An 18,322-nucleotide genomic window follows, 5' to 3' on the forward strand; every position below is an offset into this window, starting at 1 on the left:
CAAACTACGGCAGGAAAGCGCTCGATTCTTGCCAAACCCCTGCGAAAAGCTCGATCGGTCTTGTTACCGGCGTGACAGATATTGCAGCGACACCGTGCGTGGATTCCGCCAGAATGGGGGCTTCTGCAAGGGGGCACACAGGTGGACAGCTACGTCCGCGATTTCGGGCTGCTCCGGGATCGCCGGTTCAGCCTGCTGCTGACCGCTCGCACGATCTCCGTGCTCGGCAGCGCGTTCGCCCCCGTCGCCCTGGCATTCGGCGTTCTGGGCCTGCCCGGCGCGGATGCCACCACGCTGTCGGTGGTGCTGACCGCCGAGTCGCTGCCGATGGTGGTGTTCATGCTGGTCGGCGGCGTCATCGCCGACCGGTTCCCGCGCCAGCGGGTGATGATGGCCGGCGAGTCGCTGAACGCGCTGGCCTTCTTCTGTCTGGGCGCGATGCTGCTGACCGGCTGGACCCCGCTGCCCGCGCTGGCCGCCGCGGCTGCCGTCAGCGGCACGTCGATGGCCGTGCTGTTCCCCGCGCTGACCGGGATCATCCCCGAGGTCGTGCCCACGGACCGGCTGCAGACCGGCAACGCGCTGCTCGGGCTGGGCGCCAACACCTCCAGGGTGGCGGGCGCGGTGCTGAGCGGCGGCACGGTGGTGCTGTTCGGCGGCGGGTGGGCACTCATGGTGAGCGGGCTGATGTTCGCCGTGGCGGGGGTGCTGATCGCCTGCCTGCGACTGGAGCCCATGGAGCAGCTGGCGGGCCAGAAGCACTCGGTCGTCGCCGACCTGCGGGAAGGGTGGCGCGAGTTCATCTCCCGCCAATGGCTCTGGGTGGTGGTCGCCCAGTTCTCGGTGCTGGTGATGGCCCTTCAGGCGGCTCACGGCGTGCTCGGGCCGCTGATCGCCAAACAGAGCCTGGGCGGGGCGCCCGCCTGGTCGGCGTTCCTGGCGGGCGAGGCCGTCGGCACGATCGTCGGGGTGCTCGTCTCGCTGCGGCTGCGGCCCAGGCGGCCGATCCGGCTCGGCGTGCTGCTCTGCTTCCCGACGGCGTTGCCGTACATCCTGCTCGGGCTGGGGGCGCCGCTGCCGGTGCTGGTGGCGGCGTCGTTCGTGCTCGGGATCTGCTTCGACGTCTTCGGTGTGCTCTGGCAGACGACCATGCAGCGGGAGATCCCGGCGGAGTCGCTGTCACGGGTCAGCGCCTACGACGCGCTCGGCTCGCTGATGTTCGGGCCGATCGGTCTGATGCTGGCCGGCCCGGTGGCGGCCCTGGTCGGAACCGAGGCCGCCATGCTGGGCTGCGGCGCGATCGTGCTCCTGTCCACGCTCGCGGCGCTGTGCTCCCCCGGCGTGCGCAACCTGCGCGCCCCGGTCACGACTTCCGGAAGTACTCGTTAGCTCTCGGCTGGAACATCAGCAGCATCGCCCCGAGCACGGCCATGAGGTGCAGGACCCGGCTCCCGGCGAACCAGGGGCCCATCTCGGCGAGGATCTCGCCGAGGGAGTGCCCGGCCATCAGGTCCTGGATCGGGCCGATGACCAGCGAGAGCGTGCCCAGGCAGCCCAGCATGACGGCCAGGCTGAGGCGTGCCCAGTTCGCGCCCTGGCGCAGCCGCAGGGCCAGGAAGATCGCGGCGGCGAACACGACCAGCCGGATCCCGACCCCGGTGACCAGTTCGCCGGGGCCGATCTTGCCGCCGGTCACGACGAGCAGCGTCTCGAAGATCCCCGCCCCGACCGCGACCAGCCACAGCATCGAGGCGGCCTGGACGGAGGGGGGCGTTTGTGCGGTCAATGTCTTCATGACTCAAGTTTCCGGCCGGGAGGGCATCCGGATCATGCCCGCCGTCCCCCGAATCCCAGGTGAGGCGCGCCCTACCCTGTCATTCCGCTTGTCCGCAGCCCGCGGGCGGGCACCCGCTCGTGCAGCCCGAAACGCGCTTCCGGCTCATGGGCACCGTCGAGGATCCCCGCCACGTACTCGGCCAGCGCGGGCGCGTGCTTGAACCCGTGCCCCGAGTCGCCGCCCAGCAGCCACACCCCCGGCGCCGTCTCGGCGATGATCCACTCGGCGTCGGGCGTGAGCGCGTACTGGCACACCTGGCTGAACAAGACCGGCGCCCCCGCCAGCGAGGGGAACCTGCGCGACAGATACTCCCTGGACCGCTCGAGGCTGTCCGCGTCCACGGCGCGCTCGCCGTTCTCCGGCTCGTACGGCCGGCCCTCCTGGTCCGAGGTGGCCTTCATCCCCACCCCGTCGACGTCGCCGTGCCCGTAGGCGGAGGAGTCGTAGTCGCACCAGGCGGGCGTGCCCGGCGTGACCCAGGCGGGCGGCACCGCGAAGTGCAGCGTGTCCTGCTTGGTCACGCTGATCGGCACGTCGAACAGCCCGGGCAGCCAGGCGCCGCACGCCCACACCACGCGATCGGCCCGCCGGATCTCGCCGTCGACCTCGACGGCCGCGCCGTCGGCGGGCGTGGCGCGCGCCCTGACAAGCTCCACCCCGGCGGCCCTGGCCAGGCGGGCGGTGATCTGGGTGGCGCGGCGGGCCCTGAGCACCCCTGCGTGCGGCTCCCACAGCAGGAACGCCAGGTCGTCGCCGCGGAATTCGGGGAAGAAGCGCCCGCCGTCGGTGGGATCGAGCACCTCGCACGGGATGTCCAGCTTTTGCAGCACCCTGGCGCTGTCGCTCTCCCAGCCGTCGTGCCTGCCGGCGAACCAGACCAGGCCCGCCTCGTGGAAGAGGTCCTCGCCGGCCCGCTCGCCCAGCCGGCGCCAGCCGTCCCTGGCCTTCCACGCCATCCGCGCGTACCAGTCGTCGGTGCCGTGGGCGCAGCGCATGAGCCGGGTCTCGCCCGCGCTGGCCTGCCGTACGTGGCCCGGGGTGTGCTGTTCGACCAGCGTCACCCGCCAGCCGGAGTCGGCCAGCCGCAGTGCCAGTGATGAACCCCAAATGCCTGCTCCGACCACAATGACCGATTTCATGGGACCACCGTGACCGGTCGAGGGCACGCGCCGCAAGACTCAGACGACGATCAGCGTCACGACCACGCCCGCGCAGTTACCCGCCACGCAGATCCTGACCGGCACCTGGTACATGCCCGCCTTCCTGGGCACGCCTCCGACGTGCCCGTCGGGGCCGATCGTCACGCCCTCGGGCAGCGCCTGGTCGTCGGTGACGGTGTAGGTGGCGGGGACGCCGTGCGGGCCGCCGTTGAGCGCGATCTCGCCGTTGAAGGGCTTGCCCACCTGGCCGGGGAAGGTCAGCTCGCCCGGCTCCCACGGCACGTTCTTGAGCACGACGAGCGTGACGCGTTGCTCGACGCACGCCGAACCCCGGCACAGCCGCACCGGGGCCGAGTAGGTGCCGGCCCGCGCGGGGACCCCGAGCAGCCAGCCGTTGTCGTCCATGCGGATGCCGGGCGCCAGGTCGCCGGGCCGGAAGTCGACGTCGGCCTCGACGGGCAGCAGCCGGTCGTTCACGGCTATGCCCTGGGTCAGGTAGAAGGTGTCCTGGACGATCAGGCTCGACGGGGTGGGGAGCGGCGTGTCGCGTGCCAGATGCACGGATTGCACGCCCACCGAGGGGAAGACGGGGATCAATGCGCACATGGCCATTCCCCCGAGCAGGATGAGCCACTTTTGCCGCATCTTTACCCCCCGGTCTGGCTAACCCGGTACGTACCCCTTTCACCGCGGAGAGTCACTACATACTTGGAGCCATGGCCGCAGAATCCGCTCAGACACTCGAACGCGGGCTCCAGTTGCTCCGGCTGCTCGCCGACGGCAAGGGCGGGCGGACGCCCACCGAGCTGAGCACCGAGCTGGGGCTGAGCCGCCCGGTGGTGTACCGCCTGCTGACCACGCTGATGAGCGAGGGGTTCGCGCGGCGGGACACCGAGGGGCGGGTGCATCTCGGGTTCGGGGTGCTCGTGCTGGCGCAAGCCGTACAGCCCCTGTTGCGGGCGGCGGCGCTGCCGTCGCTGCGGCGGCTGGCCGAGGAGGTGGGGGCGACCGCGCACCTGACCGTGGCCGAGGGCGACGACGGGCTGGCCGTGGCCGTGGTGGAGCCGTCGTGGACCGACATGCACGTGGCCTACCGGGAGGGGTCGCGCCATCCGCTGGTCAAGGGGGCCGCGGGGCGGGCGATCCTGGCGCTGCGCGAGGGGCGGGCCGACTACCTGGTCACCGAGGGGCAGTTGCAGGAGGGGGCGCGCGGGATCGCGGCGCCGGTGACCGGGCTGCCGTGGCTGGAGGCCTCGGTCGGGGTGGTGACGTTCGGCCCGCTGGAGGAGGCCGCGGGGTCGCGCGTGGTGGCCGCCGCGGCGGAGCTCACGGTGGCGCTCGGTTGACATCTCCCAGGCGATGAACGACGGTTGTACATATAGAGGACATATCTGTCCGATAAACGGACGTTCCTGGAGGGTTCATGCCGTACTACCGCGTCGTCGGCGAGGTTCCGCGCAAGCGTCACGTGCAGTTCAGGCGGCCCGACGGCGGGCTGTACGCCGAGGAACTGATGGGCGAGGAGGGTTTCTCGTCCGACTCGTCACTGCTGTACCACCGCTACCTGCCGACGGCGATCATCAAGGCCGAGTCCGTCACGCCGATGACCGACTCCAGGCTCGAGCCCAACCTGCCGCTCTCGCCCCGGCACTTCCGCACCCAGGACCTGAAGTCCGCGGGTGACCTGGTCAGCGGGCGGATGCTGCTGGGCGGCAACGGCGACGTCCGATTGTCGTACGCCACCAGCGACCAGCCGAGCGAGCTGTACCGCAACTCCATGGGCGACGAGTGCGTCTACATCCAGAGCGGCCGCGTCCGCTTCGAGTCCACCTACGGCGTGATCGAGGCGGGCGAAGGCGACTACATCGTCATCCCGACCGGCACCATCCACCGCTGGGTGCCCGACGGGCAGGTAAACGTGCTGGCCATCGAGGCCGCCGGGCACATCAGGCCGCCCAAGCGCTACCTGTCGCAGTACGGGCAGTTCCTCGAGCACGCCCCCTACTGCGAGCGCGACCTGCGCACCCCCGCCGAGCCGTTCACCGTGGAGGGCGAGGAGGTGCCGGTCCTGGTCCGCACCCGCGGCGGGCTGACCCGGCTGGTCTACCGCAACCACCCCTTCGACGTGGTCGGCTGGGACGGGTACCTGTACCCGTACGCGTTCAACATCAACGACTTCGAGCCGATCGTGAAGAAGACCCACGCGCCGCCGCCGGTCCATCAGACCTTCGAGGGGCCCGGGTTCGTGGTGTGCTCGTTCATGCCGCGGCCGCTGGACTTCCACCCCGACGCGGTGCCGATCCCCTACAACCACCACAACGTGGACTCCGACGAGTTCATGTTCTACGTGGGCGGCGACTACTCCGCCCGCAAGGGGTCCGGGATCGACGTCGGCTCGATCTCGCTGCACCCGGCCGGCTTCACCCACGGCCCGCAGCCGGGCGCGGTCGAAGCCGTGGTCGAGGCCGTCAAGCAGGGACACACGGTCACCAGCGAGATGGCCGTCATGGTCGACACCTTCAGGCCGCTCGACCTCGGCCAGGGCGCGCTGTCCTGCGAGGACCCCGGCTACGCCTGGACCTGGGCCCGATGAGCACCCTGTTCAACGCCCTCGTCGACGACGCCGGGCTGTTCCCGCCCACGTCGCTGCCCGTGGACCAGGCGCTGGAACGCCACCGCCACGACCAGGAGCGCGCCCACCCGGTACTCACCCACCGCTTCCTGTGCCCGACCAGCCGCCTGGACGCGCTGCGCCGATCGGAATCGGTCCCTGACAGGATCGGGCTCATCGTCGACACGCCCGAGCTGCCGGACTTCTCCGATCTGCCGGTGGACTTCGTCGAGACCCGCTCCGCCGAGCTGCGCGCGCCCGCCGGGGTCCGCCTGTTCCTCGAGGTGCCGCCGCGTGTCGCCGGCCTGCCCGAGGGCGCCGGGCTGAAGGTCCGCTGCGGCGGGCTGACCGCCGACGCCTTCCCGCCGGTGGAGCGCTTGGGAGGCTTCATCCGGTTCTGCGTGGACAACGACATCCCGTTCAAGGCTACGGCGGGACTCCACAACGCCGTCCGCCACTTCGACCCGTCCCTGGGCGTGGACCGGCACGGGTTCCTCAACCTGGTGCTCGGGGTCTGCGAGGCCGTCGAGCGGCGCGACCCCGCGACCGTCCTGCGCACGACAGACGTGGGGCACCTGGTACGGCTGGCGCACGCCGTACCCGAGGACACCGCCAAGCGCGCCAGGCAGCTGCTGGTCAGCTACGGGTCGTGCAGCACGAGCACGCCCATCGAAGATCTGACGACATTGGGGATCATATGAGTTTCGGGATCGACAACCTGCCTTACGGGGTTTTCTCGCGGCGGGGGGAGTCGCCTCGGGTGGGCGTGCGGTTCGAGGACCGGGTGCTGGACCTGGCCGCGGCACTCGGCGACGAGGTGTTCTTGGCGCCTTCGCTGAACCCCTTCATGGCGCGCGGGCGGCAGGCCTGGACCGAGACCCGGGCCCGGATCCAGGACGTGCTGCGCGGCGGCGCCGAGCAGCACCTGATCCCCCTCGACCAGGTCACGCTGCACCTGCCGTTCGAGGTGGCCGACTACGTCGACTTCTACTGCTCGATCGACCACGCCTCCAACGTCGGCAAGATCTTCCGGCCCAACTCCGAGCCGCTGACGCCCAACTGGCGGCACCTGCCGATCGGCTACCACGGCCGCGCGGGCACGGTCGTCGTGTCGGGCACCCCTGTCCGCCGGCCGAACGGGCAGCTCAAGGCCGGGGTGTTCGGCCCGTGCGAGCGGCTGGACATCGAGGCCGAGCTGGGCTTCGTCGTCGGCGTCCCCTCCGAGCTCGGCTCGCCTGCCGGGGCGTTCGAGGACCACGTGTTCGGGGTGACGCTGCTCAACGACTGGAGCGCCCGCGACATCCAGGCCTGGGAGTACGTGCCGCTCGGGCCTTTCCTGGGCAAGTCGTTCGCCACGTCGATCTCGCCGTGGATCACCCCGCTCGAGGCGCTGCCGCGCGTGCCCGGTCCCGCCCAGGATCCCGAGCCGCTCGACTACCTGCGCCGCGGGGCCGACTGGGGGCTCGACATCGCGGTCGAGGTCTGGCTCAACGGCGAGATCGTGTCCCGCCCGCCGTACGCGAGCATGTACTGGACACCCGACCAGATGCTCGCCCACATGACCGTCAACGGCGCCTCCCTGCGCACCGGCGACCTGTTCGCCAGCGGCACGATCTCGGGGCCCGAGCGCGAGGAACGCGGCTCGCTGATCGAGCTGACCTGGAACGGCACCGACCCGATCAAGCTGGCCGGCGGCGAGACCAGGGGCTTCCTGCAGGACGGCGACACCGTCACCCTCCGGGCCACCGCGGGCGACCTGACACTGGGTGAAGTGTCCGGAACCATCGGATAAGTTACCTAGCGTGCTTGTGACATCACTCCGCGCTACTCTTGGAGACCCCGTCCCCAAGAGTGCAGGAGTGCGATGCGCCGCGCCCTTCTCCTCGGCCTTCTACTGATCACGGGCTGCTCCTCAGTGTCGGCCGAGGCGCCTCGGCCCACGCAACCGGTCGTCGCGGTCTACCCGGCCTTCGACGCCAAGCACGCCAGGCCCGACCGGGGCCTGGTCGTGCGCACCAGAGCGGGCACGCTCAGCCAGGTGCTCGCCTACGCCGGAGGCAGCCTCGTCACCGGCAAGCTCAACCAGACGCGCACCACCTGGCGCTCCGACTGGACGCTGACCCCCGACACCGAATACACCGTCACCGCCACGGCCGTCGGGTCCGGCACCCCGGCCACGGTGGCCATGGGCCGCTTCCGCACCCGCCCGGCCGTCCGCGGGTTCCACGTGGCCTCCGCCGTGCCGCTGCCCGACGAGACCGTCGGCGTGGGCATGCCGATCATCCTCAACTTCGACACCCCCGTTCAGGACAAGGTCGCCGTCGAGCGCGCGCTCGAGGTCAAGGCGGCCAAACCCGTCGAGGGCGCCTGGCACTGGATCAGCGACACCCAGGTCATCTACCGCACCCGCTCCTACTGGCCGGCCAGGCAGCGGGTCACGGTCACCGCCCACCTGGCCGGCGTGCGCCCCGCTACAGGCGTGTACGGCACGGCCGACACCACCTTCGCCTTCACCGTGGGCCGCAAGCAGGTCAGCACCGTCGACACCGTGTCGCACCAGATGCTCGTGCGCCGCGACGGCAAACTCGTCAAGCGCATGGCCATCAGCGCCGGCATGGCCACCACCAAGGAGTACACCACCACCAGCGGCGTCCACCTGACCATGGACAAGGGCAACCCGGTCCGGATGATCTCACCGGGCCGCAAGAAGGGCGATCCCGGCTTCTACGACGTGATGATCGACCACGCCGTCCGCATCTCCGACAGCGGCGAATACGTGCACGCCAAGAACAACGTCTGGGCCCAGGGCCGGGCCAATGTCAGCCACGGCTGCGTCAACGCCAGGCCTGACCAGGCCGCCTGGTTCTTCGATTCCTCGCTGCGCGGCGATCCGGTAACGATCACGGGCACGGCCCGGGTGCTCGAATGGAACAACGGCTGGGGATTCTGGCAACTGCCGTGGGAGAAATGGCAGCTCGGGAGCGCTCTTTACGACCCCACCCCGGCAGGCGGCTGGGTGCGTCAGGCGCCGCCGCCAACCCTGCCATAGGTTGAAAGAGAGGAATACCGTAGATAAGGGGAACCAGTCGCGGATATAGGCCCGTTAACCCGTTTGGAGGGCCGAAGCATGGATGAATGGATCATCTGGGTAATCCTCGCAGTAGTTCTCGGCGTGGCCGAAATCTTCACCGTGACCGCCTCGCTTGGCCTGCTCGGCGCCGCCGCGCTCCTGGCGGCCGCCACCGCGGCCATCGGGCTGCCGGTTCCCATCCAGCTCCTGGTCTTCGCCCTGTCCTCCGCGGCCGGACTGATCATCGTCCGTCCCATCGCCATGCGCCACCTCCGCCAGCCGCAGCTGCAGCGTTTCGGCGTCGAAGCGCTCGTCGGCAAGCCCGCCTACGTCGTCCGCGAGGTGACGGGCAGAGACGGCAGGATCCGCATCGGCGGTGAGGAATGGTCGGCCCGCGCCTACGACGAATCACTGGTGATCCCCATCGGCACCACCGTCGATGTCATGGAAATCGAAGGAGCCACCGCCGTCGTATATCCACGGGATTGAGACGCGGGATTCCGACTTACGCCCCACGGGGAGGTGCACAGGTTGAGGTTCACGGTTCACAGGCCGGCCTCCCCGTGCGGCCATGGGGTGCTCCGGTACGAGATCTCAGCAGGCATGATTCCGCCCGCCGGCGGGAACGTGACCACTCTGACCGACCCGACCGGCACAAGCGCGCGGCAACGAGCCGCGTTTCCTCCCGCCCTGAAGAACCAGGGCATACGCAGTAAAGAGGACTGGTGACGCCATGGATCCGCTGTTGATAGTCGGGATACTCGTCATCCTCCTGGCGGTGATCACCGTATTGAAGGCGGTGCGGATCGTCCCGCAAGCGCGGGCGCGGAACGTGGAGCGGCTGGGCCGCTACCACCGCACGCTGAAGCCGGGGATGAACTTCGTCATCCCCTACGTCGACCGCGTCTACCCGATGATCGACCTGCGCGAACAGGTGGTCTCCTTCCGGCCGCAGCCGGTGATCACCGAGGACAACCTGGTCGTCGAGATCGACACCGTGCTCTACTTCCAGGTGACCGACCCGCGGGCGGCCGCCTATGAAATCGCCAACTACATCCAGGCGGTCGAGCAGCTGACCGTCACCACGCTGCGGAACGTCGTCGGCTCCATGGACCTGGAGAAGACGCTGACCTCCCGCGACACGATCAACAGCCAGCTGCGCGGCGTGCTCGACGAGGCGACCGGCAAATGGGGCATCCGGGTCAACCGCGTCGAGATCAAGGCCATCGACCCGCCCAAGACCATCAAGGACGCGATGGAGAAGCAGATGCGGGCCGAGCGGGACAAGCGGGCCGCGATCCTGAACGCCGAAGGCCAGCGGCAGTCGCAGATCCTGACCGCCGAGGGCGACAAGCAGAGCGCGATCCTGCGGGCCGAGGGCCAGCGGACCGCGGCCGTGCTCAAGGCCGAGGGTGAGTCGCGGGCGATCGACCAGGTGTTCCAGGCCGTGCACCGCAACGATCCCGATCCCAAGCTGCTCGCTTACCAGTATCTGCAGGTGCTGCCGCAGCTCGCCCAGGGTGGCAACACGACCTGGGTGATCCCGAGCGAGGTCACCTCCGCCCTCGGCGCCGTGTCCCAGGCTTTCACCAAGGCGCTGCCCAAGGTGGAGGCGGTAGAGGAGGAGCCGGAGTTCACCGCCGCCGAGGAGGAGATCGCCAAGGCCACGGAGGCCGCGGCCGAGGCCGTGGCGGACGCCCAGGAAGCCGAAAGCCCCAACGGCCCCCGCCAGATCGCGGCCGCCTCTACCGACCCCGACCCGCTGACCGACCTGACCCAGGACACCAAACAGCCCAACCAGGCCGACCACTAACCCCCGACACCGATGCCCGCCGCCTCCACAGCGGCGGGCATCCACCTCACAGCCCGAGCCACGGGTTCCCGACGATCTCGTCGTCGGGTGCCACCCTGTTGCGCCGCACGTGCCCGCATCGGACGCATCGGTGGACGAGCATGAACCCCTTGGCCGAGTGGTGGTCGAGCCCGACAGCCTCCATCAGCCCGCCACACCCGGCCGCCCGGTCACCGGGCAGCACGTCGACGTGCTTGGAGGTCAGGCACTGAGGGCAGTGGTTCCGGTAGCTGCCGTTGGTCAGCCTTTCTACGTCGTGTCCGCAGTTCTCGCAGGTGAAGCTGGTGTTCTCGGTCGCCTGACTGATGGTGCCCCTCCGGAAGTTGAAGTGATCTTCAACTCGGAGGCGCAGGGTTCCGTCTGTTCTCCTGGGACTCAGGCTTGGATGAGGGAGGGATCGATTCACCGCCTGTTCAGGCGATTACTTCCGGTTCCTGCTTCACCACAGGTGTGGATCCGAACCTCGACCGGGGTTGTGGATTTGTCCCGGCCACTGTCAGGAGGGCTTCCCCGCCTGCCACCGGTAGATGTCGTCCCGTCCGCACTGACGTCGGCGTCGTCCCCTGCTAGGCACCGATAGTGCGTCGCATGCAAGCTCCCTTCTCGGGATTCACTCTACGAACCAGGCGGTGGTGTTGCCGGGGATTTCGTCGGGGGTGCAGGGGGTGGAGGCCAGGGCGGGGGTTCCCAGGGTGGTCGGGTAGGGAGCGTCGCCGAAGACTGTCACCGAGGTCAGGGAGCCGCGGCGGAAGGCGAGGACGTCGTGTCTGGGGGTGGGGAGCCATTCCAGGGGGCCCGAGAGGGTGCGGCGGAGGGTCAGGGCCTGGTGGTGGAGGGTCCAGGTGGAATCCGTCAGGTCGATCTGATCCTCGATGGCGTAGTCGGCGAACCACCGCGGCTGGGGGAGCCAGGGGGACGGCGATGCGGAGAAGCCGAAGGAGGGGCCCGTGGAGGTCCACGGCAGGGGGACGCGGCAGCCGTCTCGGCCGTAGTCGGCGGGGCCTGAGCGGTGGAAGGTCGGGTCCTGCCTGACCGAGTCCGGGAGGTCGAGGACTTCGGGCAGGCCGGCTTCCTCGCCCTGGTAGAGGTAGACGGATCCGGGGAGGGCGAGCGTGAGGAGGGCGGCCGCTCTGGCTCGCCGTACGCCCAGGGCGACGTCGACCTCGCCGCGGGGCCGGGTGGCGGGGCCGCCGGTGCGGGTGAGCAGGCCGTAGCGGCTGACGGAGCGGTGGACGTCGTGGTTGGCCAGCGTCCAGGTGCCGCCGGCGCCTGACAGGCCGCGCGTGATCGAGTCGCGGAAGCGGCCCGCGTCCCACGGGCACATCAGCAGGTCGAAGTAGAAGGCCTGCGGCAGCTCGTCGGGACGCAGGAACAGGGCGAGGTCGTCGACGGTGGGGACCCAGATCTCCCCCACCAGCGTCAGGTCCCGCGCGTAGCCGTCGGCGATTCTGCGCCAGCGCCGCAGCACCTCGTGCACCTCGGGCTGGTTGCTCATGTGCGGGTTGTGGCCGGTCCCGGGCCAGTCGAGCAGGTCGGCCTGCTTGTACATCATGTGGGCGACGTCGATGCGGATGCCGTCGACGCCCCGGTCGAACCAGAACCGCAGGACCTGGTCGAAGTACTCGGCCACGGCCGGGTTGCGCCAGTTGAAGTCCGGTTGTTCCGGGGCGAAGCTGTGCAGGTACCACTCGTCGTCGACCCGCGTCCACGCGGGCCCGCCGAAGATCGACTGCCAGTTGTTCGGCTGCCGGCGGAAGATGAACCGGTCACGCATCTCCCGGTCGCCCGCCAATGCCGCCTTGAACCACGGGTGCTCGACCGAGCAGTGGTTGGGCACCAGGTCCATGAGGACCTTGAGCCCGCGCGCATGCGCATCGCTCAAAAGGCGGTCCCAAGCGGACAAACCCCCATACAGGGGGTCGATATCCATATAGTCGGACACGTCGTAGCCGTGGTCGGCGCCGGGCGACGGGTAGCACGGGTTGAGCCAGATCCCGTCCACCCCCAGCCGCCGCAGGTAGTCCAGCCGCCCCCGCAGCCCCTCCAGGTCGCCGACGCCGTCACCGTCGGAATCGGCGAACGAGCGGAGGTAGACCTGGTAGATGACAGCCTGGCGCCACCACGGCTCGGTCAACGCACCTGCCCCCGGTCGAAGTAGGCGGCCAGCTCCGGGTCGAGCGGCGGGATGTCGTACGGCATGCCGCCCTCACGCAGCGACAGCGTGGCCATGTAGCCGGCCGCCACGCTCATCCGGGCGGCGACTGGCGAGGTGTCGGTGGCGCCACCCTCGCGAACGAAGCGGACGAACTCGGCGATGATCTGCGGGTCGGCCCCGCCGTGGCCGCCCTTGGCCTCGGGCACGCGGTAGGCGATGTCGCAGTCGTCGCGGTAGTCCGAGGGCCCGGTGTTCCACACCTTGACCGTGTCGCCCGGCCCGTCACCGAAGTTCTCCAGCCGCCCCTCGGTGCCGATGACGGTGTAGTTGCGGAAGTAGTCGGGCGAGAAGTGGCACTGCTGGTAGGCGGCGATGACCCCGTTGTCGAGCCGCATGTTCATCACGCTGACGTCCTCGACGTCGACCACGCTGTTCAGGTCGCGCCGCTGGGTGGGCGGCCAGTCGAACTCCTTCAGCCAGCCCTCAGGCCGGGGCGTGTCGGGCGCCCTGCGCGGCAGGTCACCGTACAGCATGAGGTCGCCGAAGGCGTTGACGCGGGTGGTGTAGCCGCCGGCCAGCCAGTGGACGACGTCCAGGTCGTGGGCGGCCTTCTGGAGGAGCAGCCCTGTGGTGCGGGTGCGGTCGGCGTGCCAGTCCTTGAAGTAGTAGTCGCCGCCGTAAGAGACGAAGTGGCGGACCCAGACCGTCTTGGGCTCGCCGATGACGCCCTTGCGGATGATGTCGCGCATCAGCCTGACCACGCCCATGTGGCGCATGTTGTGCCCCACGTACAGCCTGGTCCCGGTACGGCGGGCGACCTCCAGGATGCGGTCGCAGCTCTCGACGGTGATGGCCAGCGGCTTCTCCAGGTAGACGGGCTTGCCGGCCTCCAGGCAGTCGATCGCGATGCGCTCGTGGGTGTCGTCGGGCGTCATCACGATGATCGCGTCGAGGTCGGGCCGCTCGAGCAGCGTCCGGTAGTCCTCCGTCAGGATGCCGGCCTCGAAGTGGCCCGCCTGCCTCTTGAGCGCGGCCGGATCGGTGTCGCAGAGAGCGGCCACGACCGAGCCCTTGCCCGGCCGGTGCGCGGCGCGGGCGAGGCTGGTTCGCAGTCCCAGGCCGACGACGCCGATGCGCAGGTCTTCCACTGGTGTCCTTTCACTTCGAGCCGGTGAACGCGATGCCCTGGATGATTTGCTTCTGCATCACGATAAACAAAACGATCATCGGCAGGCTGGCCACGAGCGAGCCCGCCATCAGGACGTGGAACTCGTTGAGGTGCTCCTGCTGGAGCGAGGAGAGCCCGGCCGAGAGCGGCATCTGCTCCGGGTCGGTGTTGACGATGAGCGGCCACATGAGATCGTTCCACGACCACATCACGGTCAGCACGCCCAGGGCCATCAGCCCCGGCCTGGCCAGCGGCAGCATCACGCTCCAGTAGATGCGGACCGGATGGGCGCCGTCGATCCTGGCCGCCTCCTCCACCTCACTGGGCAGGCCGAGGAAGAACTGCCGGAGCATGAACGTGCCGAACGCGCTGAACACTCCGGGCCCGACCAGGCCCGGCAGCGTGTTCAGCCACCCGAGCCCCTGCATGATCTGGTACTGCGGGATCAGGAACAACTGCCCGGGCACCATCAGCACCGACAGCAGCGCCACAAAGATGATGTTACGTCCGGGGAACTTCAACCGGGCGAACGCGTAGGCGGCCATCGAGCAGAACAGCAACTGCCCGCAGGTCCTGATGACCGTCATGGCCACGGTGTTCCAGAACTGGTGCAGGAACGGCGTCTGCTCGAAGATCTTGGCGTAGTTGGACCACTGGAAGGACGGGATCCACACCGGAGGCACCCTGGTCGCCTCGGTGAAGGTCTTCAGCGAGGTCAGGACCTCCCAGAAGAACGGCAGCACCATGGCCGCGGCGCCTACCGCGAGGACCACGTGGACGGGCCACAGGCGGTTAGCTCGCATAGTGCACCCACTTCTTCTGCAGCCGGAACTGGATGACGGTCAGCACCAGCGTGATGATCAGCAGCACGACGGCGAGCGCGGCCGCGTAGCCCTTGGCGCCCTCCTCGAAGGCGTAGGTGAAGAACAGCGACACCACGGTCTGGCTGTCCTCGCGCGCCGGGTTGCCCTTCCTGAACAGCAGGAAGAACATGTCGAAGGCCTGCAACCCGCCGATCACGGTCAGCACCGAGACGAAGAAGATGCTCGGTGACAGCAGCGGAAGCGTGATCTTGAAGAACTGCCGGATCTTGCCCGCCCCGTCGATGGAGGCCGCCTCGTACAGGTGCTGCGGGATGGCCTGCAGCCCGGCCATGAAGATGACCGCGTTGTAGCCGATGGCCGACCAGATCGCGATGATCACCACGGCGTACAGGGCGGTGTCGGGGTCGGCCACCCACGAGGTCCCCTTGATGCCCACCAGGCCGAGCAGGTAGTTGAACAGGCCGTAGTCGCCGTTGTAGAGCCAGGCCCAGACCATCGCGACGGCCGCCGGCATGGTCACCACGGGCAGGAAGTACAGCGTCCGGTAGAGCCCGACCAGTCGCAGCCCGCGCGCGTTGAGCAACGCGGCCACCAGGACCGAGACCGGGATGCCGAGCAGGATCAGCACCGAGTACACGAACGTGTTGACCAGCGCCTTGCCGATCGCCGGGTCGTGCAGCAGCTTGGTGTAATTGGCGATCCCCACCCAGGTGGAGTCGCCGAACAGAGTCCACTCGGTGAAGCTGTAGTAGACCGACTGGACCATGGGCCACAGGTAGAAGATCCCGAGGCCGAGGACCGTGGGCGCGATCAGCAGGTAGCCCCAGACCCATTCGCGGTCGCGCAGCCTGCGCCTGGGTATCGGGCGGGCGGCCGCCGCCGGGCCGGCGGCGACCGTCCTTTCGATCGTGCTCAACTTACTTCTCGGCGGCCAGGTCGGCGTTCATGCTCGCCGCGAACTCCTTGGCCAGCGGCTCCACCTGGTTGCCGTCGGTGTAGGCCTTGGTGATCGCGTCGACCTCCTTGCGCGCCCAGACGGCGGTGTTCTTGGAGATCGGGTACGGCACAGCCGTCTCGGTGGCGTCGAGGAAGATCTGCAGGTTCTTGCCGGGCATCGACTTGGCCCAGACGTCGGCCATCCCCTGGTAGGCGGGGATCACCGAACCCGACTCGGCCTGGATCCTGTTCCCCTCCTCCGAGGACAGGAACTTCTCGAACTCCCACGCCTCCTGCGGGTGCTTGGTCTTGGCGTAGACGACGTTGGCCAGGCCGTGGATGATGCTGGCGTTGCTCTTGGGGCCCTTCGGCATGGGCGCGACGTCCCAGTTGAGACCCTTGGAGTTCTGGTACATGACGGCGTCGTAGGAGCCGTCGTAGAACATGGCCAGCTTGCCGTTCTGGAACAGCACGCTCGGGTCGGTGTCGGTCATCTGCTGCTGGGTCGGCGACTCCTTCTTGTCCAGGAAGTCCTTCCAGAACTGCAGGCCCTGGATGGAGGCGGGGTCGTCGAAGCCCGACTTCTTCTTGTCCTCGGAGATGATGTAGCCGCCGGCCTGGACCATCGTGTCGTAGTACTGGGTCTGGTTCCAGGCGGGAGCGCCGATGCCCCACACGCCGCTGCCGGCGTCGGTCAGCTTGGTGGCGGCCTTGCGCACGTCGTCCCAGGTCCAGTCGGCCGTGGGGTACTTCACCTTGGCCTTGTCGAACAGGTCCTTGTTGTAGAACAGCCCGATGGTGTCGTAGTCCTTCGGGATGCCGTACTGCTTGCCGTCGAGCTGGTAGAGGTCGACCAGCGCCTTGGGGTACTTGCTCATGTCGAGCTTGTCCTTGGCGATCTGGTCCGACAGCGGCAGCAGCGCGCCCTGGGAGGCGTACACGCCGATGCGCGGGCCGTTCATCCAGAACACGTCGGGGGCGCTGCCGCTGGCCGCGGCGGTCTGGAGCTTGGTCCAGTACTCCTTGTTCGGCGTGAACTCGATCTTGACCTTGATCTTCGGGTGGCTCTTCTCGAAGGCCTGCGCCAGCTTGGTCGCGGTGGGCCCCCAGGTCTCTGCCGTCCCCCAGTGGCCCCAGGTGATCGTGACCGTGCCGTCCGAACTTTCGCCCGAGGAGGAGCATCCCGCGAGTCCTGCCACGAGCGCACCGGCGCACATCAGCGCCCGCATCTTGCCTGTCATGTCGTCCCCATCTGTCGGGCTGAACGAGTGACTGGAGGCTAAGGCGTATTTATGCAAGAAACTAGGGTTAATCACTCATATGCAGTCAGAAGATGCGCGCACGAAGCCGTCTTGTGACAGCTTCGTGACCGATTTATCCAGACAAGCTATGAAAAGAGCACCTTGTCGGCGTGGTTGAGGGCGAGCCTGACCGCGCCCAGCGTGATCGACTCGCTGCCCAGCTCGGAGGCCACCACCAGCGGCGGGTACAGGCAGATCTCGTCGAAGACCTCCTTCACCGGTCCCACCAGCAGGTCACCGGCGGGCGAGAGGCTGCCGCCGATCACCACCAGCTCAGGGTCAAGCGGGTTCACGATGGTGATCAGGCTCTCGCCCAGGCCCGCCCCGAACTCCCTGACGGCGTCCGAGGCCTTGGCGTCGCCCCGGCGGGCGCGCTCGATCGCGAAGCGGGCGCAGTCGAGCGGCGAGCGCAGCTCGCCCGGCTCGACGCTCATCGCGTAGTCGGTGACCGCCTTGAAGGCCGCCCAGGTGCCGGTCGGCATCTGGCCGATCTCGCCCGAGGCGGCATGGGCTCCCCGGTACGGCACGCCGCCGATCAGCAGACCGAGCCCGAGCCGGGTGCCGGTGTAGAGGTAGACCACGTCGCGGTAGCCCTGGGCGACGCCGCGCCAGTGCTCGGCGATCACGGCCAGGCGCATGTCGTTCTCCACCACTACGGGCACCGGCAGGCGGGCGGCCAACTCGGCCTGCAGCGGCACGCCCGTCCAGTCGCTCAGCACCACGCTCTTGACCACCCGGCCCTCACCGTCGACCACGCCGGTGGTGCCCACGCCCACCGCGGCGACCTCGTGTACGGCCAGCCCTGCCTGGGCGGTGACGGTGGTGACGAGATCCCCCACGGCCGCCAGCCGGTCGGCGGCGCGCACGCCCGGCGAGATCGGCATGGCCTGGACGGCCACGATCGTGCCGTTCAGATCGGCCACCATGGCCTGCACCGACGTGTGACCGATGGAGACGCCCACCACGTGCCCCGCCGAGGCACGGAACCTGAAGCGGCGCGCCGGCCTGCCACGTGGCCTGTCGCCCGGCTCGTCGGGGCACTCCTCGGCCCAGCCCTCGGTCACCAGTTCCTCGACGATCGCCTCGACCGTCGGCCTGGACACCCTGGCGCCCCTGGCCAGCTCGCTCAGCGTGAGCACCTCGGCGTCACGAAGCAGGCGCAGGATGGCGGCCGAGTTCAGCCTGCGCAGGAGTGAGGCGTCACCGCTCTGCTGTAGCACCAGGTCATCCTACTTTTAGTGAAGAAGGTTGTGAAAATAGATTTCCCACCGATTTCCCGCCTCGACACCCGTTTTCGCCTGCCCAGCCAGCGTAAGCGCCCTCTCGACCACCGAATACGCTCCCCACCCCCAACGAGTCAGGCAAAACCGCGGCGCACGGGGTTCCACCGCGCCGGGCCAGGAGGGAC

At 68.8% G+C, this 18,322-nt stretch carries 18 protein-coding genes; 8 read left to right on the plus strand and 10 right to left on the minus strand.

Annotated features, from left to right (window positions below; translation table 11 throughout):
• Window positions 1–141 precede the first annotated feature (141 nt).
• Window positions 142–1,389, plus strand: a complete 1,248-nt coding sequence (locus KIK09_RS48790) for an MFS transporter (protein ID WP_214326414.1) — start codon at window positions 142–144, stop codon at window positions 1,387–1,389.
• Here the strand turns inward: KIK09_RS48790 and KIK09_RS48795 are convergent.
• The 3 genes from KIK09_RS48795 to KIK09_RS48805 form a co-directional block, all read right to left on the minus strand.
• Complete coding sequence (locus KIK09_RS48795; RefSeq protein ID WP_214326415.1) at window positions 1,364–1,795, minus strand: hypothetical protein; 432 nt, start codon at window positions 1,793–1,795, stop codon at window positions 1,364–1,366. The two genes, KIK09_RS48790 and KIK09_RS48795, sit on opposite strands and share 26 nt — an antisense overlap.
• A gap of 71 nt (window positions 1,796–1,866) precedes the next feature.
• Window positions 1,867–2,976: an NAD(P)/FAD-dependent oxidoreductase gene (locus tag KIK09_RS48800; RefSeq protein WP_214326416.1), complete on the minus strand. Its 1,110-nt coding sequence runs from the start codon at window positions 2,974–2,976 to the stop codon at window positions 1,867–1,869.
• 39 nt (window positions 2,977–3,015) lie between these two features.
• Window positions 3,016–3,642, minus strand: coding sequence for a hypothetical protein (locus tag KIK09_RS48805; RefSeq protein WP_214326417.1), 627 nt, complete (start codon window positions 3,640–3,642; stop codon window positions 3,016–3,018).
• A gap of 71 nt (window positions 3,643–3,713) precedes the next feature.
• Between KIK09_RS48805 and KIK09_RS48810 the strand changes: the two genes are divergently transcribed.
• From KIK09_RS48810 to KIK09_RS48840, 7 genes are all read left to right on the plus strand, one after another.
• On the plus strand, window positions 3,714–4,343 hold the full coding sequence (locus KIK09_RS48810) for an IclR family transcriptional regulator (RefSeq protein WP_214326418.1): 630 nt from the start codon (window positions 3,714–3,716) through the stop codon (window positions 4,341–4,343).
• A gap of 77 nt (window positions 4,344–4,420) precedes the next feature.
• A complete protein-coding gene (locus KIK09_RS48815; RefSeq protein WP_214326419.1) occupies window positions 4,421–5,590 on the plus strand; it encodes a homogentisate 1,2-dioxygenase in 1,170 nt (389 codons plus the stop codon).
• Window positions 5,587–6,309, plus strand: coding sequence for a hypothetical protein (locus KIK09_RS48820; RefSeq protein WP_250575014.1), 723 nt, complete (start codon window positions 5,587–5,589; stop codon window positions 6,307–6,309). Before KIK09_RS48815 ends, KIK09_RS48820 begins: the two co-directional genes overlap by 4 nt.
• Window positions 6,306–7,400: a fumarylacetoacetase gene (fahA, locus tag KIK09_RS48825; RefSeq protein ID WP_214326420.1), complete on the plus strand. Its 1,095-nt coding sequence runs from the start codon at window positions 6,306–6,308 to the stop codon at window positions 7,398–7,400. The genes KIK09_RS48820 and fahA overlap by 4 nt, the downstream gene beginning before the upstream one ends.
• 72 nt (window positions 7,401–7,472) lie before the next feature.
• Window positions 7,473–8,657 carry a L,D-transpeptidase gene (locus KIK09_RS48830; protein ID WP_214326421.1) on the plus strand — a complete coding sequence of 395 codons (1,185 nt, stop codon included), beginning with the start codon at window positions 7,473–7,475 and terminating at the stop codon, window positions 8,655–8,657.
• A gap of 78 nt (window positions 8,658–8,735) precedes the next feature.
• Entirely contained in the window at window positions 8,736–9,167 is a 432-nt protein-coding gene (locus KIK09_RS48835; RefSeq protein ID WP_214326422.1) for an NfeD family protein, read from the plus strand.
• Between the two features lie 244 nt (window positions 9,168–9,411).
• Window positions 9,412–10,491, plus strand: a complete 1,080-nt coding sequence (locus KIK09_RS48840; protein ID WP_214326423.1) for an SPFH domain-containing protein — start codon at window positions 9,412–9,414, stop codon at window positions 10,489–10,491.
• Between the two features lie 46 nt (window positions 10,492–10,537).
• Here KIK09_RS48840 and KIK09_RS58685 read toward each other — a convergent pair whose 3' ends face one another.
• The 7 genes from KIK09_RS58685 to KIK09_RS48875 all read right to left on the minus strand — a co-directional run bounded on the left by KIK09_RS58685 (window position 10,538) and on the right by KIK09_RS48875 (window position 18,134).
• Window positions 10,538–10,936, minus strand: a complete 399-nt coding sequence (locus tag KIK09_RS58685) for an RNHCP domain-containing protein (protein ID WP_308164750.1) — start codon at window positions 10,934–10,936, stop codon at window positions 10,538–10,540.
• 204 nt (window positions 10,937–11,140) lie between these two features.
• Window positions 11,141–12,664 (minus strand): glycoside hydrolase family 13 protein, encoded by a 1,524-nt coding sequence (locus tag KIK09_RS48850; protein ID WP_214326424.1) that lies wholly within the window; start codon window positions 12,662–12,664, stop codon window positions 11,141–11,143.
• Complete coding sequence (locus tag KIK09_RS48855) at window positions 12,661–13,833, minus strand: Gfo/Idh/MocA family protein (protein WP_214326425.1); 1,173 nt, start codon at window positions 13,831–13,833, stop codon at window positions 12,661–12,663. Before KIK09_RS48855 ends, KIK09_RS48850 begins: the two co-directional genes overlap by 4 nt.
• A 10-nt stretch (window positions 13,834–13,843) precedes the next feature.
• Window positions 13,844–14,656, minus strand: coding sequence for a carbohydrate ABC transporter permease (locus KIK09_RS48860; protein WP_214326426.1), 813 nt, complete (start codon window positions 14,654–14,656; stop codon window positions 13,844–13,846).
• The gene (locus KIK09_RS48865; protein WP_250575015.1) at window positions 14,646–15,593 is read right to left on the minus strand and encodes a carbohydrate ABC transporter permease; all 948 of its coding nucleotides are present in this window, start codon (window positions 15,591–15,593) and stop codon (window positions 14,646–14,648) included. The genes KIK09_RS48860 and KIK09_RS48865 overlap by 11 nt, the downstream gene beginning before the upstream one ends.
• Window position 15,594: 1 nt before the next feature.
• Window positions 15,595–16,854: an ABC transporter substrate-binding protein gene (locus tag KIK09_RS48870; protein ID WP_214326427.1), complete on the minus strand. Its 1,260-nt coding sequence runs from the start codon at window positions 16,852–16,854 to the stop codon at window positions 15,595–15,597.
• Between the two features lie 146 nt (window positions 16,855–17,000).
• Window positions 17,001–18,134: an ROK family transcriptional regulator gene (locus KIK09_RS48875; protein WP_214326428.1), complete on the minus strand. Its 1,134-nt coding sequence runs from the start codon at window positions 18,132–18,134 to the stop codon at window positions 17,001–17,003.
• Window positions 18,135–18,322 lie beyond the last annotated feature (188 nt).

The organism is Nonomuraea sediminis (assembly GCF_018531495.1).
Classification (GTDB): domain Bacteria; phylum Actinomycetota; class Actinomycetes; order Streptosporangiales; family Streptosporangiaceae; genus Nonomuraea; species Nonomuraea sediminis.

Coding starts and splice junctions, on each gene's coding strand:
- KIK09_RS48795 (WP_214326415.1), bottom strand. CDS start 1,795: ATGAAGACATTGACCGCACAAACGCCCCCCTCCGTCCAGGCCGCCTCG.
- KIK09_RS48800 (WP_214326416.1), bottom strand. CDS start 2,976: ATGAAATCGGTCATTGTGGTCGGAGCAGGCATTTGGGGTTCATCACTG.
- KIK09_RS48805 (WP_214326417.1), bottom strand. CDS start 3,642: ATGCGGCAAAAGTGGCTCATCCTGCTCGGGGGAATGGCCATGTGCGCA.
- KIK09_RS48810 (WP_214326418.1), top strand. CDS start 3,714: ATGGCCGCAGAATCCGCTCAGACACTCGAACGCGGGCTCCAGTTGCTC.
- KIK09_RS48815 (WP_214326419.1), top strand. CDS start 4,421: ATGCCGTACTACCGCGTCGTCGGCGAGGTTCCGCGCAAGCGTCACGTG.
- KIK09_RS48820 (WP_250575014.1), top strand. CDS start 5,587: ATGAGCACCCTGTTCAACGCCCTCGTCGACGACGCCGGGCTGTTCCCG.
- fahA (WP_214326420.1), top strand. CDS start 6,306: ATGAGTTTCGGGATCGACAACCTGCCTTACGGGGTTTTCTCGCGGCGG.
- KIK09_RS48830 (WP_214326421.1), top strand. CDS start 7,473: ATGCGCCGCGCCCTTCTCCTCGGCCTTCTACTGATCACGGGCTGCTCC.
- KIK09_RS48835 (WP_214326422.1), top strand. CDS start 8,736: ATGGATGAATGGATCATCTGGGTAATCCTCGCAGTAGTTCTCGGCGTG.
- KIK09_RS48840 (WP_214326423.1), top strand. CDS start 9,412: ATGGATCCGCTGTTGATAGTCGGGATACTCGTCATCCTCCTGGCGGTG.
- KIK09_RS48860 (WP_214326426.1), bottom strand. CDS start 14,656: ATGCGAGCTAACCGCCTGTGGCCCGTCCACGTGGTCCTCGCGGTAGGC.
- KIK09_RS48870 (WP_214326427.1), bottom strand. CDS start 16,854: ATGACAGGCAAGATGCGGGCGCTGATGTGCGCCGGTGCGCTCGTGGCA.